Consider the following 14,708-nt stretch of genomic DNA (forward strand, 5'->3'; position numbering starts at 1 on the left):
CGCGACCCACATGGTCGGGACCCCTTGGCTGGCCCGGGGGGGCGGTTCATGGCACCCTAAGAGGTTCCCGGGGAGCCGACAGTGGCCAGCATTTTCTCCAGCCAGTTCTGGTCCAACATCTTCAATTCGGACCTCGCCATCGACCTTGGCACGGCCTCGACCCTGATCCATACCAAGCAGGCGGGCCGCATCGTCATCTACGAGCCCTCCATCGTGGCGGTGAACACGGTCACCCATGATGTGGAGGCCGTGGGCGACGAGGCCAAGCAGCTGCTGGGCCGGGCCCCCCAGGGCGTCCGGACCATCCGTCCCATGAAGGACGGCATGATCTTCGAGGTGGATGCCGCCGAGAAGATGCTGGCCCAGTTCATCGCCAAGGCCCGCCCCAACCGGGGCATCGCCCGCACCCGCATCGTGGTGAGCGTGCCGCCCCGGGCCCACCAGGTGGCCCGCCGGGCCGTGAAGCAGGTCTGCTACGACGCCAAGGCCGGCGAGGTCTTCATCGTGGACCAGACCATGGTGGCCGCCATCGGCGCCGGCCTGGCCATCAACGAGAAGCGCGGCTGCATGATCGTCGACATCGGTGGCGGCACCACGGACGTGGCCGTCATCAGCTACAACGGCAAGGTGTTCTCGGATTCCATCCTCATCGCCGGCGACGAGATGGACGAGGCGGTCATCAAGTACATCCGCGAGAAGTACAACGTGCTCATCTCCGAGGCCTCGGCCGAGGAGGTGAAGTGGACGCTGGGTTCCGCCTTCCCCTCGGAGCTGACCCGCACCATGGAGGTGAGCGGCCGGGACCAGTTCGAGGGCCTGCCCAAGACGCTCACGCTCAACGACGCGGAGATCCGCGAGGCCCTGGCCGAGCCCATCAACGCCATCATCGACCTGGTCCGCAAGGCCCTCAACGAGACGCCCCCCCAGCTGGCGGCGGACCTCATCGACCGCGGCATCTGCCTCACGGGCGGCGGCTCCCTCATCCAGGGCCTGGACGAGCGGCTGCGCAAGGAGACCCACCTGCCGGTCTTCCGCGCCGAGGATCCCCAGACCGCCGTGGTGCGGGGCACCGCGCTCCTCCTGGAGAACATTCCGCTCCTGCGCCGCATCCAGATCCTCGACTAGCCTAGCGGGAGGTTCGACAGATGGCCCTCCGCGCAGCCAAGTGGGGATGGAGCCGCGCAGGGTGGCAGCGCCTCCTTCTCGTCCTCCTCTGGCTGGGGCACGGCATCTGGGCCCTGCTCGGCCCGGCCCCGGGACGCCACTGGACGAACGTGGCCGGCACCCTGTCCCGGCCTTCCCAGGGCCTGGCCGCGCGCTGGACCCAGTGGCGGACCCAGCGCCGGGAGGCCGCCCGCAGCTTCGCGGAGACCCGGGCCGAGAACCAGCGGTTGGCGGCGGAGCTCTCCCAGTTCAGGACCCAGGCCGCCCAGGAGGCGCCCCGGCTGGCGGAGGCCGATGAGGCCGTGCGCCTCCTGGGGCTCAAGCGGCAGATCCCCCTGGATCTCAAGGCCGCCCGGGTGATCTTCAGCACGCGGCCCGCGGCCTTCGGTGGCCTGATCCTCGACCGGGGCCGGGACTTGGGCCTGGTGCCGGACCAGGGTGTGCTGGTGCCCGAGGGCATCGTGGGCCGGCTCTGGTCCGTCGGGCCCACCCAGGCCAAGATCCTGCCCGCGGACGCCCCCAACGCCTCCGTGGCCGTCATGCTCATGCGCAGCCGCGCCACGGGCGTGCTCCAGGGGCAGGGCTCCGGGCGGGCCCTCATCCGCTACATCAGTAACCAGGAGGTGGTGCAGGCGGGAGAGGCGGTGCTCACCTCGGGCCTGGACCGCGTGTTCCCCCGGGGCCTCCTGGTGGGCTACGTGGCCGAGGTGGCCCAGGGCGATCTGGAGCTGCGGGTGGTGGTGAACCTGTCGGCGCCCCTGGACCGGATCTCCACCGTGCTCCTGCTGCCGCCCCAGCCGCCGGTGGAGGTCCAGCCGCCCTTCGTGGCCCCGGAGCAGAAGCCGCAGCGCAAGCGGGGGGTGACACCATGAGGATCCCGGCCCCTTCCGCCCTCCGCCAGCACCTCCTCTGTGCCATCGCCCTGGGGCTCGTGTTCCTCTGCGCGCCCTTCCCGCGCCTCCAGGCGGTGGTCCACGTGGCGCTGGTGCTGGCCCTGGCCCCCCGGGCCGGATCACCCCTCGGCAGCGCCCTCTGGGCCGCCGCCGGGGGCTGGGCCCTGGAGGGAACCCTGCGGCTCTACCCCCACCTGGGCGGCACGGCCTGGGCGGACATGACTATGGTCCTGCTGGCGGGCTGGATGGCCGGCCGCTGGCCCCTGGAGGGGTTCAAGGGCTGGCTCTCGCGGCTGGCGGGGCTGGTGGTGGCCCACACCCTCCTGGCGCACCTGGCCGTGCGGCTGGCCGCCGGGCCCCACGCCTGGGGTCCGGGCTGGTTCTGGTCCCTGCTGAGCCTGCCCCTGTGGGGTTGGGCAGCCTGGCGGGCGCTGTACGCCGGGGCCTCCCCGCGGCGGGGCTGATGGATCCCCGGCAGCGCCCCCTCCTCCACCGCCGCCTCGGGGTGTTCAAGGCCCTGGCCTGGAGCCTGGTGGCCGTGTTGATCCTGATCTACGCGTGGCTCCAGCTGGTGCGGCACGGCGAGTTCAAGCAGCTGGCCATGCAGCAGGCCGTGAAGGTGCGCCCCATCGCCGCGCCCCGGGGCCTGGTGCTGGACCGCAACGGCTACCGCCTGGTGGACAACCGCCGGGCCCTGCACCTGGTCATCCAGCGGGAGGACCTGCCCTCCCGGCCCGAGGTGGTGGAGGCCCTGGCACAGGCTCTGGACCTGGATCCGGCCTCCCTCGCGCGGAAGATCCAGAGCTACCGCTTCGCGGGCAAGGGTAGGCCCCTGGTCCTCAAGGAGAACCTGGACGAGTCGGGCATCGCCCTGGCGGAGCGCGTCCGGGCCCGCTTCTCCTTCCTCAGCGTGGATGTGGCTCCGCGCCGCGTCTACCTGGGCGACGAGCTGGCGGGCCATGTGCTCGGCTACGTGGGGGAGGTGGACGACGAGCTGATGAAGGCCAAGCCCGGCGTCTTCCGCCTGGGCGAGACCATCGGCAAGGAGGGCTTCGAGGCCAGCGGCAACGACAAGCTCAAGGGCGTGGACGGCCAGAAGCGCATCCTGGTGGATCAGCTGGGCACCGAAGTGGCCAACTTCGGGCAGACGGATGCGGCGCCGGGCCGCAGCCTCTACCTCACCCTGGACGCGGGTCTCCAGAAGGTGATGCAGGACGCCTACGGCGAGGAGGCCGGGGCCGCGGTCGTGCTGGATCTGCGTGACGGCGGCATCCTGGCCATGTACTCCAGCCCCTCCTACGATCCCAACCTCTTCCTCAACCGCCTCAGCCAGGACATGGTGGACCGCTACCTGAACAACCCCACCCGGCCCATGGTGAACCGGGCCATCCAGGGCATCTACGCGCCGGGCTCCACCTTCAAGCTGCTGGTGGCCCTGGCGGGCCTGGAGAAGGGCGTGATCACGCCGCAGACCGTCATCTACTGCGCGGGGAAGAAGAACTTCTACGGCCGCGACTTCCGTTGCGACAAGCCCACGGGGCACGGGGGCCTGAGCCTGGTGCAGGCCATCGCCCAGAGCTGCGACGTCTACTTCTACGAGGTGGCCTCCCGCCTGGATGTGGACGACATCTACGCCACGGCGGAGAAGTACGGCCTGACGGAGCGCACGGGCATCGACCTGCCCCGGGAGAAGCGGACCCGCATCCCCAGCCGGGCCTGGAAGCGCAAGGCCGTGCCCAAGGATCCCAAGTGGTACGCCGGCGAGACCATCAGCGTGGGCATCGGGCAGGGCGCCGTGGGCGTCACGCCCATCGGCCTGGCCCGCTTCTACGCCACCCTGGCCACCAGGGGGAAGCTGCTCACGCCCCACCTCTTCTACGGGTTCCGCGGCGACCAGACCAATGCCCTGGAGCCCGGGCCAGTTCCGCCCGCCAAGGAGACCCCGCTCGATCCCCGCATGTGGGCGGTCCTGGATGAGGGCCTGCACGAGGTGGTCCAGAGCGGGACGGCCGCGGCCAACCCCTTCATCCGGGAAGTGGCCCGGGAGGCCCCGTTCGTCGGCAAGACCGGCACGGCCCAGGTGGCCACCTTCGTGGACAAGAGCCACTACGCCCGCCAGGCCAAGCACCTGAAGGACCACGCCCTCTTCGCGGGCTACGCGCCCCACGACCGGCCCCAGATCGCCTTCGCGGTGGTGGTGGAGAACGCGGGCTTCGGCTCCACGGCCGCCGCGCCCATCGCGGCCAAGCTCGTGAAGTACTGGTTCGTGGACCGCCTGAAGAATCCCCTGCCGCCGCCCCGCGGCCGCATGGTGGACCCCTTCGCCCCGGCGCCGGAGGTGGCGGAATGAAGGAACGCCTGCGGGCCCTGGATCCGCGTCTGCTGGGGGTCATCCTCGCCCTCATGCTGCTGGGGACGCTGACGCTCTTCTCCGCCGGGCGGAACACGCCCCAGGCCGCCATCTGGCTCAAGCAGACCGTGTGGAACCTCATGGGCCTGGCCCTGATGCTCCTGCTGGCGAACACCCACCCCCGCCGCGTCCTCCGCTACAGCTTCGCCGCCTACCTGCTGGGCCTGGCGGCCCTGCTGGCGGTGCTGGTGGTGGGCAAGAAGATCGGCGGCGCCACCCGCTGGTTCGTGGTGGGGGGCCAGACCTTCCAGCCCTCGGAGCTCATGAAGTGGGTGACGCTCCTCTACGTGTCCCAGCGCCTGGGCTCGCGGCCGGCGGACAGCATCGGCCGCCTGGAGCTGCTGGGCGCCGTGGGCCTGGTGGCCTTCCCCATGCTGCTCGTCCAGCGCCAGCCTGACCTCGGCATGGCCCTCAGCTTCCTGCCCATCCTGCTGATCATCCCCCTCATGAAGGGGCTCCGGATGCGCTGGGTGGTGGCCCTGGTCCTGCTCGTCACCGTGGGCGGCTTCGGCGCCTGGAAGGTCGCCCTCAAGCCCTACCAGAAGCAGCGGGTGATGATCTTCCTGGATCCCTCCAGCGACCTCCAGGGCAAGGGCTACCAGGTGAACCAGAGCCGCATCGCCATCGGCGCCGGGGGCCTCATCGGCAAGGGCTTCACCAGCGGCTCCCAGACCCAGCTGAACTTCCTCCCCGTGAAGACCACGGACTTCGCCTTCAGCGTGTGGGCGGAGGAGCGGGGCTTCCTGGGCGTGCTGCTGGCCCTGGGGCTCTTCGGGCTCCTGCTCAGCCGCATCCTCGACGCAGCCAAGGCCGCCCATACGAATGCCGAGGCCTACTTCTGCGCCGGGGCCGCGGGCATCTTCGCCCTGCACCTCATGGTGAACGTGGGCATGGTGGCCGGCGCCCTGCCGAACAAGGGCATGGTGCTGCCCTTCTTCAGCGCCGGGGGGAGCAGCACCCTCAGCTTCTTCCTCGCGCTGGGCCTCATCATGGGCATCCTGTACCGGTCGAGGGTGAAGTGATGGATCTGCGGGCCCGGATGAAGCAGCTGGCCGAGGCGGTGCGGATGCACCGGCACCGCTACTACGTGCTGGACCAGCCCACGGTCTCGGATGCCGAGTACGACGCCCTGGAGCGGGAGCTGCGCGACCTGGAGGCCGCCCACCCGGATCTGGCCGACCCGAACAGCCCCACCTTGCGCGTGGGCGCGCCGCCCGTGGACGCCTTCGAGAAGCGCCGCCACGCCGTGCCCATGCTGAGCCTGGACAACGCCTACTCCGAGGCCGAGCTGCGGGAGTGGGAGGCCAAGTGGCGCAAGCTGGCACCCGAGGCCGAGCCGCGGTACGCGGCAGAGCTGAAGGTGGACGGACTCTCCCTGTCGCTGCGCTACGAGGGGCGGGAGCTGGTTGAAGCCCTCACCCGCGGCGACGGCGAGACCGGCGAGCTCGTCACGGAGAACGCCCGGACCATCGCCGACATCCCCATGCGGCTGCCCGGCGAGGCGCCGGCCTCGCTCACCGTGCGCGGCGAGGTGTTCCTCTCCCGCAAGCGCTGGGAGGAGCTGAACCGCCAGCGGGATGCGCGGGGCGAGGCCCGCTTCGCCAACCCGCGCAACGCCGCCAGCGGCACCATGAAGCTGCTGGACAGCCGCGAGGTGGCCGCCCGGGGCCTGTCCTTCCTGCCGTGGCAGGTGCTCTGGGGCGAGGGCCAGGAGGAGGACCACGCCCAGTCCATGGCCCACCTGGGCCGGTGGGGCTTCGGGGTCATGCCCGGCCACGCCGCGGGCGATCTGGAGGCGGTGCTGGCCTTCATCGCCACCCAGGCCGAGGCCCGCCTGAAGCTGCCCTTCGACACGGACGGCGTGGTGCTGAAGCTCCTGGATCCCGCGCTCCAAAAGCGCCTGGGCGCCACGGACCGCGTGCCCCGCTGGGCCGTCGCCTTCAAGTACCCGGCCACCCAGGTGACCACCACCGTGCTGGGCATCACCTGGCAGGTGGGCCGCACCGGCAAGCTCACGCCCGTGGCGGAGCTGGAGGCCGTAGAGGTGGCGGGCTCCACCGTGCGCCGGGCCACGCTTCACAATGCCGACGAGCTGGGCCGGCTCGGCCTGAGAATCGGCCACCGCGTCTTCATCGAGAAGGGCGGGGAGGTCATCCCCAAGGTGGTGGCCCTGGTGCCCGGCGAGGAGGCCCGCGACCTGCCGGCGCCGGAGATTCCCGCCGCCTGTCCCGTCTGCGGCGGCGAGGTGGGCAAGGCCGATGATGCCGAGGTGGCCATCCGCTGCCTCAACCCCGAGTGCCCCGCCAAGCTGGTGGCCCGCATGCTCCACTTCGGCGGGCGGTCCGCCCTGGACATCGAGGGACTGGGAGAGGCCCTGGTGGAGCAGCTCGTGGCCTCGGGCCGGTTCCAGCAGCCCTGGGAGATCTTCACGCTCCTGGAGGAGCCCCGGAGTGGCCTGGCCTACCTCGCCAACCTGGAGCGCATGGCCGAGAAGTCGGCCCAGAACCTGATGGACGCCCTGACAGCGGCCCGAACCAAGCCGCTTTGGCGGTGGATCCACGCCCTGGGCATCCCCATGGTGGGCGCCCGCACGGCGGAGCTGCTGGCGGAGGCCCACCCCTCGCTGGAGGCCCTGTGGGCCGAGGAGGAGACGCGCCTGCAGGCCGTGGAGGAAGTGGGTCCCAAGGTGGCCGCGGCCCTCCGGGCCTTCGCGGCGCTGCATCCGGACCTGCCGGCGCGCCTGGCCGCGCTGGGCGTGGCACCCGCACCCCCGGAGGCCCGGAACCTGGGCGGCCTGCCGCTCTCGGGCCAGGTCGCGGTGGTCACCGGCACCCTGCCCACGCTCTCCCGCGAGGAGGCCGAGGCCCTACTCAAGCGCCTCGGCGCGAAAGTCACCGGCAGCGTCAGCGCCAAGACCACACTCCTGGTGGCCGGCGAGAAGGCCGGATCCAAGCTGGCCAAGGCCGAGGCCCTGGGCATCACCGTGCGGGACGAGGCCTGGCTGCGGGGCCTGGGAGACTGATAAAGCCCTGGACGGAACCTTCTGATCGCCACATGATCAGGTCCTTCCGATTGGAAAGTTCCGTGCTCACGCGCCTTGGCAAGTTCGACATCCTCCGGCTGCTGGCCCAGGGAAGCATGGGGGATGTCTATGTGGGCCGCGATCCCATCATCGGCCGCGAGGTGGCCATCAAGGTCATCCAGGCCTCGGCGGCGGCGGGTCAAGAGGCCCGGGAGCGCTTCGCCCGGGAGGCCCGGGCCGCCGGGGCCCTGAACCATCCGAACATCGTCACCGTCCACGAGATGGGCGAGGAGCAGGGCGTGCTCTACCTCGCCATGGAGCTGGTGAAGGGCGAGGACCTGGGCACCCTCATCCGGGCCGGCACCCTGGCGCCCCGGGACATCCTCGAGGTCCTGGCCCAGGTCTGCGACGGCCTGGCCGTGGCCCACCGCCACCAGGTGCTCCACCGGGACATCAAGCCCTCCAACATCCGCGTGGTATGGGACGGGAAGGCCCTCCAGGCCAAGGTGCTGGACTTCGGCGTGGCCAAGATCTTCAACTCGGACACCACGGACGAGGGCAAGGTGTACGGCACCGTCAACTACATGGCGCCGGAGTACCTCCAGAGCGGCCGCGCCGACGCGCGCAGCGACCTCTTCGCGGTGGGTGTGGTCCTCTACGAGGCCCTGTCGGGCATCCCGCCCTTCGACGGGCCCAGCCCCGGCTCCGCCATCTACCGCCTGCTGCACGAGACGCCGCCGCCCCTCCTGCCCACGGCCTTCCAGGGCATCAGCCGCGATGTGCAGGCCCTCGTCTTCTGCGCCCTGGCCAAGGATCCGGTCCGGCGCTTCCAGGTGGCCGAAGATCTGTCCGCCGCGCTGCGGGAGGCCCGGGACCCCGCCTGGCGCTGGGACCCGGAGCGCCACGGCCCGGGGGCCCGGCCCTTCCGGCCGGCCGCGCCTCCTCCGCCGCCGCCTCCCGCCCCCCCGAGGAGCCCCGCGGAAGTGACTCCGATCAAGGTGAGGACGCCGCCGCCCGCGAAGGAGTCCTCCGCTGGGCGATCCGGGCCGCGGGGCTCAGGCCCCATCCAGCTTCCGGATCTGGAGACCCTCCCTCCCCCGGACGCCGAGCCGGCCCCGACCCGGGAAGATCCCGCCAACCTGGCGGAGGTGCGGAGGGATGTCCTGGAGACCACCCGGAAGCAGCTGCTCAAGGCCATCGAGATCGATCCCTTCAATGCCCGGGCCCACGCCCTGCTGCTGGTCACCCTCTACCGCCTGGGCTGGATGGATGCGGTGATGCAGAGCCTGCGCCGGGCCCGGGACGGGGGGATCCCCGCCTCGCACCTGCTGGCCGCGCCCCGCTGCGCCCAGCTCGTGGACGAGGAGGCGCAGACCTGCCGCCTGCCCCTGGACCTGCACCAGGAGTTCATGGCCTACCTGGGGCGCTGAGGCTCAGCGCTCCTGGATCTCCGTGATCCGCCAGTCGCCGCCGGTCTTCCGCCAGCGCAGGCCGAAGGCGCGCCGGGAGGCGTCCCGGGGGAGGAGGCCGCCGCCCCCCGTGAGGAGCAGGTCCACCTCCTGGAAGGCCTCGGCCCCCTGCACGGTGACCTCGTTGCGGAGCACGGTGATGCCCACCTTCTCCCGCCGCAGGAGGCCCGCCAGGAAGAGCCGCGCCCCGGGCTTGTCCAGGCCCTCGGGACCCCGGAAGGCGGCATCCAGGGGGCCAGCGGCCGCCGCCGCGTCGCCGGCCTCCACGGCGGCCACGCATCCCTTGAAGGCCTTGCGCACCTGGTCCTCGGGCTTGTCGGATCGGCAAGCCAGGAGGACCGCCAGCATAGAAACCGACACGATGCTTTTCCTCATGGACGCTCACCTTCACACTGGAGGACCAGGAAGGATGGTCCCATGAATCCCCAAGGCCGCTTCGACACCCTCTGCATCCACGCCGGCCAGACCCCGGATCCCAACAACGGCGCCCTCATGACGCCGGTCTACTTCACCAGCACCTACCTCCAGGACGGCCTGGGCCAGGATCGCGGCTTCGACTACGCCCGCGTGCGCAACCCCACCCGCGACGCGGTGGAGGCCAACCTGGCGGCTCTGGAGGGCGGCCGGCACGGCATGGCCTTCGGCTCCGGCATGGCGGCGGTGCAGGCCATCTTCGAGCAGCTCTCCAGCGGCGACCACGTGGTACTGGGCGACAACGTCTACGGCGGCACCTTCCGCCTGCTGGACAAGGTGATGACCCGCTTCGGCCTCACCTACACCCAGGTGGACACGGGCGACCTGGCGGCCTTCAAGGCCTCACTGCGGCCCAACACCAAGCTCGTGATGCTGGAGACGCCCACCAATCCCATGCTGGGCATCACGGACATCCCCGGCGCGCGGCGCGTGATGACGGAAGCCGGCTGCACGGCCGTGCTGGCCGTGGACAACACCTTCGCCACGCCCTTCAACCAGCGGCCCCTGGAGCTGGGCGCCGACCTGGTCTTCCACTCCACCACCAAGTACCTGAACGGCCACAGCGACTCCATCGGCGGCATCGCCATCACCAACCGTGACGACCTGGCCGAGGCCCTGCGCTTCCACCAGAAGGCCGCCGGCGGCATCCTCTCGCCCATGGAGTCCTGGCTCATCCTGCGGGGCACCAAGACCCTCCACCTGCGCATGGAGCGCCACAACCAGAGCGCGCTGACCATCGCCCGCTGGCTGGAGGCCCGGAAGGACCTGAAGGCCGTCTACTACCCCGGCCTGGAGTCCCACCCCCAGCACGCCCTCGCGAAGCAGCAGATGAAGGGCTTCTCCGGCATCGTGAGCTTCGATACGGGCGACGCGGAGCGCACGCGGCGCATGGCGTCCTCGTTCAAGGTCTTCTCCCTGGCCGAGAGCCTGGGCGGCGTGGAGAGCCTCGTCTGCCACCCCGCCAGCATGACCCACGGCAGCGTCCCCGAGGCCGACCGCCAGCGCCTCGGCATCAACGACAACCTCCTTCGCCTCAGCGTGGGCGTGGAGGACGTGCAGGACCTCATCGAGGACCTGGAGCGGGTGCTGAAGGTCTAAAGACAATAGCGGAACGCAGAGGGCACGGAGATCGCACAGAGGACGCAGAGAAGAACCGGGAAAGCCTTTCTCTGTGTCTTCTGTGGCCCTCTGCGACTTCTGTGTTCCAGCTTTCTGGTTCCTCAGCCCAGCCCGTGCGCCTGGTACAGCTCCGGGTAGCTGCGGGGCTCGGCGCGGTCGGGGGCGAGGCCCAGGCCCTCCATGGCGGCGCGGATGGCCTGAGGATCGCCCTCCAGCTCCAGGTAGCAGCCGAAGGGGGTCTCGTCGAGGCAGGCCTCCAGCTCCGCCCGCTCCCAGACGGCGCGGACCTTCTCCATGCGCAGGACGGGGGCGAAGCCCAGGGCGCGGAGGATGGCTTCCAGGGCCTCACCGTCCCCGATGCCGGTTTCGTGCTCGGGGCGGATCTTGAGGATGGCGTCGGGCACCTTGGGGCCCTTCCAGGTCAGGCGGAAGGCGCCCGCGTAGCGCCGGGTACGCAGGGCCGAGCCCGCAGCGCGCAGTTCGCCATTCCGGTCCCAGAGCACGCTCACCTCCGCCTGGGCGCGGACCGTCTCGCGGAAGCCCAGGGCCTCCAGCAGGGGACGGAAGGGCCCCGTGGCGGGGATGCGCAGCTTGAGCTCGGTTTCCACGGCGGGTTTGTGCTTCATCGTGGCGCGTCCTGATTCGGTCATGATGGGGCATCGTCCGGCGCCCCTCGTGATCCCCCAACGGTACATCATCGCCACCCTCTTCATCGCCGCCATGCTGCTGCTCTTCGCGGTGGTGCAGGCGCCGCGTCCGGTGACCTCCGGGGGGGTGTCCGCCGTGGAGGTCCCGGCGGTCATGAACCTGGGGAGCTATGAATCCCTGGCGGAGCTGCGGCTGGAGGACGGCTGGGCCCCCCGCTTCCAGGGCGCCCTGGACCCGGACCAGTCCGAGCCCTGGCCCTTCGAAGGCGGCTTCGGCACGCCCTGGGAGCCGGCTTCGCCCTACCTGGGCGACCAGGGCCTGGCCCTGAACGGCCCCCAGGGGCGCAGCGAGGTCGTGCTGTGGCGGGGGCTCGAGTGGCGGCGCTACCGCTTCGACGCCCCCCTCGCCTCGGCGCGGCTGGATCCGGCCCGGGGGAACCGCCTGCTGGTCACCCTCCAGATGGGCGACGGCCGCTTCGAAACCCGGCTGCTGGAGGTGCCCGAGGGCCGCGTGATCTGGTCCACGGAGTCCGGCCCCTGGAGCCGCTTCAGCTGGGATGGGAAGGCGGTCCTGCTGGGCTTCTTCGAGAAGGCCGAGCCCCGGGGCGAATCCCGCCTGCTGTTGACGGCCCTGTCCCTCGAGGCGGACACCGGCGAGCCCACCCTCGCCGCCTGGGATGAGCCGGGCCTCCCGCCGCCGCCCCGGGGCCTGGCCACGAAGCCCGAGGCGCTGTCCGACGACGGCCGGGACCTGCCGGGCGCCCGCCTGGAGCTGCCTTGGCATGCGGGAGACCGCTTCTGGTTCCCCCGGGGGGATCGCCTGTGGCACGGGGGCGTGCTGGGCTGGTCGGCCTGGAGCCTCCTGGGCGGCCGGTGGCGCCGCGCCGCCGCGGGTCCGGGGCTCCTGACGGCCCAGCCCCCCCAGCGCATGGCCCTGGCGGCGCCCCTGCCGGAGGAGGGCATGGCGAGGCGCACCAGCCCCGTGGATGCGGTGGCATGGGCCCCGGTGGCCGCGGGCGCGCTGCCCTGGCCCGCCTGGGATCCGGCCTGGGCGTGGCGGGAGAATGGCGCTTTCGATGCGTGGGACCAGCGCTGGAACGAAAGCGCCCTGCCGCCGGAGCGCCAGCGTCAGGCGCTCATCGAGGCCTACCGTCCGGAGTGGCGCGCCGCCACGAACCTGCGGGCCTCCGTGAAGGGGTGGCTGCCGGGCGGACCCGAGGTGGCCCTTCGCGAGCCGCTGGGTGCCGCATGGATCTGGGTGGGGGATCGCGTGCTGCTGGTCCGCCTGGTGGAGGCCGAACGGGTACGGCTCTTGAAGAAGCTGCTGCGGTAGGTCGGATTCACGACACCGGCCGGCCCATTCCCTTAGGCTGGAAATGCACATTTCTGGTAGCGTTGTGCCCAGCCACTCTTTCTTCCTCCCGGCCTCCCGAGGTACCCAGATGCCCCGCCTCCTCCTCGTGGACGACAACCCCAGCATCCACCGCATCGCCGAATCCCTCCTCGCCCCCACGGATGTGGACTTGGTGTGCGTGGATTCCGCGGCCGAGGCCCTGGACCGCTTCGGGCGGGGGGAGCACTTCGACGTGGCCCTGGTGGACACGGCCATGCCGGGCATGGATGGCTGGACCCTGCTGGCCCGCCTGCGGGAGATGGAAGCCACGGCCCGCCTGCCCATCGCCCTGATGGCCGGCGTGCTGGACCCTGTGGATCCCACCCGGCTCGCCCAGGCGCCCATCCAGGGCTTCCTGAAAAAGCCCATCGAGCTCCGCGAGCTGGGGGACCGCGTGCGGGCACTCCTTGCCTCCGCGCCACCGGCCCCCGAACCCCTGGCCGCACCGGCCGTGTTCGAGATCCCCCCCGCCCCCCTGGCCTCACCGGCCGTGTTTGAGATCCCCGCCCCGCCCGCTGCTCCGCCGGTCTTCGCCTTCCCGCCTCCGGCCCCGGAGCTCGAGGCCCCGCGGACCTTCGAAGCGCCCTTCGCCCCCCTGGACCTGGCACCTCCCCCCGCGCCCGCGGCCCTGGAGGACGACCTGCTGGTACTCACGGCCGAGGATGTCTGGCCCGAGGAGGCCCCGGAAGCCGTCGCCGCCCCTGCGGAAATCCAGGTCCCGGGCCTTCCCCCGCTGGCCACGGCCGAGGTCCACCTGGAGCTGGAGGAGCTGGACCTGGAGGGCCTGCAGGATCTCGCGCCCCAGGCCCCGGCCGCAGTACCGACCGCCATCCCGGCCGCCAATCCGGCCTTGGACCTGTTGCCCCCGGCCCCCCTCGACGTCCCCCCTGCCTACACCCTCACCCACGAGCTGCCCCCCCTGCCGCCCCCGGCGGCGGAGGCCCTGGCCGAGGAGAGCCTCTCCTTCAGCGGCCTCGAGTCCCTCGACGAGCTGGGCGGGGCCCTCGAGCTGCCGCCGCTGCCGGAGCCGCCCGCCGCGGCGGAGGGGCACCCGGTCCTCCCGGCGGCCCTGCCTGCCGCCTTCGCGGAACCCCTCGAGGCGGCCCATGCGACGCCACCCCCGGTGATCGCTCCGGCGATCTCCATTCCCGAGCCCATCGCCCCCGCGCCTGTCCCGCCGGAACCCATCCCCATGGTCGCGCTGGCTGCGCCCATCGCGGCGGCCATCCCTGCCGTCCTCGGTCAGCCCCCTGCCGCGCCCGGTCAGGCAGCCGAGATGGATCCTGCGCAGATCCAGGCACTTCTGGCCGACTCCCAGCTGATGGATGCCCTGGTGAAGGCCGTGGTGGCCCGCATGGGCGATCAGGTGGTCCGCGAAATCGCGTGGGAAATCATGCCGGAGTTGGCGGGGAAATTGCAAAAATAAGCCCATGACCCGCCCCGCATCCCCGTCCTCCAGGCCCCTCCCATGATCACCGGCTACAACACCGATGTCCGCCACGGGAACCGGGTCTACCACGTGCAGACCGAGGACAAGGGCGTCTCGAACCCCAAGATCGAGACCCTCATCTACGTGGGCGGCGAGATCCTCGACAGCTACCGCTCCTCCTACGAGGACCTGACCGCCGCGCCCCCGGTGTCCGACGGGGCCATCCAGGGCCGCATGGACGAGCAGCACCGGGCGGTCATCCGCGACATCAAGAACGGGAAGTACGACCAGACGCCGCCGGACCTGCTGGAGCAGCAGGCCTTCAACGACCGGCCCCTGGACCAGGCCATCCTGGAGTTCCTCCAGCTGGAGGGCGATGTGGACACCCTGGAGCTGGTGCTGGACCAGCCCCTGAAGCCCGCCTTCGGCGAGCCCTTCCGGGTGCACGTGCGGGCTCGCCTCTGCCAGAGCCAGAGCCCCGTGGCCGATGCCGAGGTCACGGTGAAGCTCGTGTCCAGCCTGAAGAAGGCCACCAGCCTCCTGACGGGGCGCACAGGGAGCGACGGCAACTTCGCCGGTGAGGTGCGGCTGCCGCCCAGCCAGCCCGGCCAGTGCGCCGTGGTGGTGAGCTGCGCCAGCGACCAGGGCTTCGATGAGGTGAAGGCCACCGTGGTGGCCCTGTAGGGCG

13 protein-coding genes are annotated in these 14,708 nt (G+C 71.4%); 11 read left to right on the top strand and 2 right to left on the bottom strand.

Features of this window, described 5'->3' with window-relative positions:
- Positions 1–81: 81 nt before the first annotated feature.
- From mreB to G398_RS19600, 7 genes are all read left to right on the top strand, one after another.
- Positions 82–1,125 (top strand): rod shape-determining protein, encoded by a 1,044-nt coding sequence (gene mreB / locus G398_RS0108905; RefSeq protein WP_026853349.1) that lies wholly within the window; start codon positions 82–84, stop codon positions 1,123–1,125.
- A 20-nt stretch (positions 1,126–1,145) separates the two neighbouring features.
- Positions 1,146–2,036 carry a rod shape-determining protein MreC gene (gene mreC, locus G398_RS0108910; protein ID WP_026853350.1) on the top strand — a complete coding sequence of 297 codons (891 nt, stop codon included), beginning with the start codon at positions 1,146–1,148 and terminating at the stop codon, positions 2,034–2,036.
- Complete coding sequence (locus tag G398_RS0108915; RefSeq protein WP_026853351.1) at positions 2,033–2,521, top strand: hypothetical protein; 489 nt, start codon at positions 2,033–2,035, stop codon at positions 2,519–2,521. The genes mreC and G398_RS0108915 overlap by 4 nt, the downstream gene beginning before the upstream one ends.
- On the top strand, positions 2,521–4,407 hold the full coding sequence (gene mrdA / locus G398_RS0108920; protein ID WP_157492350.1) for a penicillin-binding protein 2: 1,887 nt from the start codon (positions 2,521–2,523) through the stop codon (positions 4,405–4,407). Before G398_RS0108915 ends, mrdA begins: the two co-directional genes overlap by 1 nt.
- The gene (gene rodA / locus G398_RS0108925) at positions 4,404–5,489 is read left to right on the top strand and encodes a rod shape-determining protein RodA (protein ID WP_026853353.1); all 1,086 of its coding nucleotides are present in this window, start codon (positions 4,404–4,406) and stop codon (positions 5,487–5,489) included. The genes mrdA and rodA overlap by 4 nt, the downstream gene beginning before the upstream one ends.
- Positions 5,489–7,489, top strand: a complete 2,001-nt coding sequence (ligA, locus tag G398_RS17320; RefSeq protein WP_043484507.1) for an NAD-dependent DNA ligase LigA — start codon at positions 5,489–5,491, stop codon at positions 7,487–7,489. Before rodA ends, ligA begins: the two co-directional genes overlap by 1 nt.
- Positions 7,490–7,551: 62 nt before the next feature.
- A complete protein-coding gene (locus G398_RS19600) occupies positions 7,552–8,919 on the top strand; it encodes a serine/threonine-protein kinase (protein WP_052571716.1) in 1,368 nt (455 codons plus the stop codon).
- A gap of 3 nt (positions 8,920–8,922) precedes the next feature.
- Here G398_RS19600 and G398_RS0108945 read toward each other — a convergent pair whose 3' ends face one another.
- On the bottom strand, positions 8,923–9,333 hold the full coding sequence (locus tag G398_RS0108945; RefSeq protein WP_157492351.1) for a hypothetical protein: 411 nt from the start codon (positions 9,331–9,333) through the stop codon (positions 8,923–8,925).
- Between the two features lie 42 nt (positions 9,334–9,375).
- Here G398_RS0108945 and G398_RS0108950 point away from each other — a divergent pair, with 42 nt between their 5' ends.
- Entirely contained in the window at positions 9,376–10,530 is a 1,155-nt protein-coding gene (locus G398_RS0108950; protein WP_026853355.1) for a trans-sulfuration enzyme family protein, read from the top strand.
- Between the two features lie 122 nt (positions 10,531–10,652).
- Here the strand turns inward: G398_RS0108950 and G398_RS17330 are convergent, their stop codons facing one another.
- Complete coding sequence (locus tag G398_RS17330; RefSeq protein ID WP_052571717.1) at positions 10,653–11,177, bottom strand: class IV adenylate cyclase; 525 nt, start codon at positions 11,175–11,177, stop codon at positions 10,653–10,655.
- A 49-nt stretch (positions 11,178–11,226) separates the two neighbouring features.
- Between G398_RS17330 and G398_RS0108960 the strand changes: the two genes are divergently transcribed.
- The 3 genes from G398_RS0108960 (at position 11,227) to G398_RS19605 (ending at position 14,704) form a co-directional block, all read left to right on the top strand.
- Positions 11,227–12,531 (top strand): hypothetical protein, encoded by a 1,305-nt coding sequence (locus tag G398_RS0108960; RefSeq protein ID WP_169720638.1) that lies wholly within the window; start codon positions 11,227–11,229, stop codon positions 12,529–12,531.
- Between the two features lie 109 nt (positions 12,532–12,640).
- Entirely contained in the window at positions 12,641–14,017 is a 1,377-nt protein-coding gene (locus G398_RS21940) for a response regulator (RefSeq protein ID WP_026853357.1), read from the top strand.
- 42 nt (positions 14,018–14,059) lie between these two features.
- Positions 14,060–14,704 (top strand): RomY N-terminal domain-containing regulatory protein, encoded by a 645-nt coding sequence (locus G398_RS19605; RefSeq protein WP_052571718.1) that lies wholly within the window; start codon positions 14,060–14,062, stop codon positions 14,702–14,704.
- The last annotated feature ends 4 nt before the right edge of the window (positions 14,705–14,708 follow it).

Source organism: Geothrix fermentans DSM 14018 (genome assembly GCF_000428885.1).
In the GTDB taxonomy this organism is placed as follows: domain Bacteria; phylum Acidobacteriota; class Holophagae; order Holophagales; family Holophagaceae; genus Geothrix; species Geothrix fermentans.

Coding starts and splice junctions, on each gene's coding strand:
- mreC (WP_026853350.1), top strand. CDS start 1,146: ATGGCCCTCCGCGCAGCCAAGTGGGGATGGAGCCGCGCAGGGTGGCAG.
- G398_RS0108915 (WP_026853351.1), top strand. CDS start 2,033: ATGAGGATCCCGGCCCCTTCCGCCCTCCGCCAGCACCTCCTCTGTGCC.
- mrdA (WP_157492350.1), top strand. CDS start 2,521: ATGGATCCCCGGCAGCGCCCCCTCCTCCACCGCCGCCTCGGGGTGTTC.
- rodA (WP_026853353.1), top strand. CDS start 4,404: ATGAAGGAACGCCTGCGGGCCCTGGATCCGCGTCTGCTGGGGGTCATC.
- ligA (WP_043484507.1), top strand. CDS start 5,489: ATGGATCTGCGGGCCCGGATGAAGCAGCTGGCCGAGGCGGTGCGGATG.
- G398_RS0108945 (WP_157492351.1), bottom strand. CDS start 9,333: ATGAGGAAAAGCATCGTGTCGGTTTCTATGCTGGCGGTCCTCCTGGCT.
- G398_RS0108950 (WP_026853355.1), top strand. CDS start 9,376: ATGAATCCCCAAGGCCGCTTCGACACCCTCTGCATCCACGCCGGCCAG.
- G398_RS17330 (WP_052571717.1), bottom strand. CDS start 11,177: ATGAAGCACAAACCCGCCGTGGAAACCGAGCTCAAGCTGCGCATCCCC.
- G398_RS21940 (WP_026853357.1), top strand. CDS start 12,641: ATGCCCCGCCTCCTCCTCGTGGACGACAACCCCAGCATCCACCGCATC.
- G398_RS19605 (WP_052571718.1), top strand. CDS start 14,060: ATGATCACCGGCTACAACACCGATGTCCGCCACGGGAACCGGGTCTAC.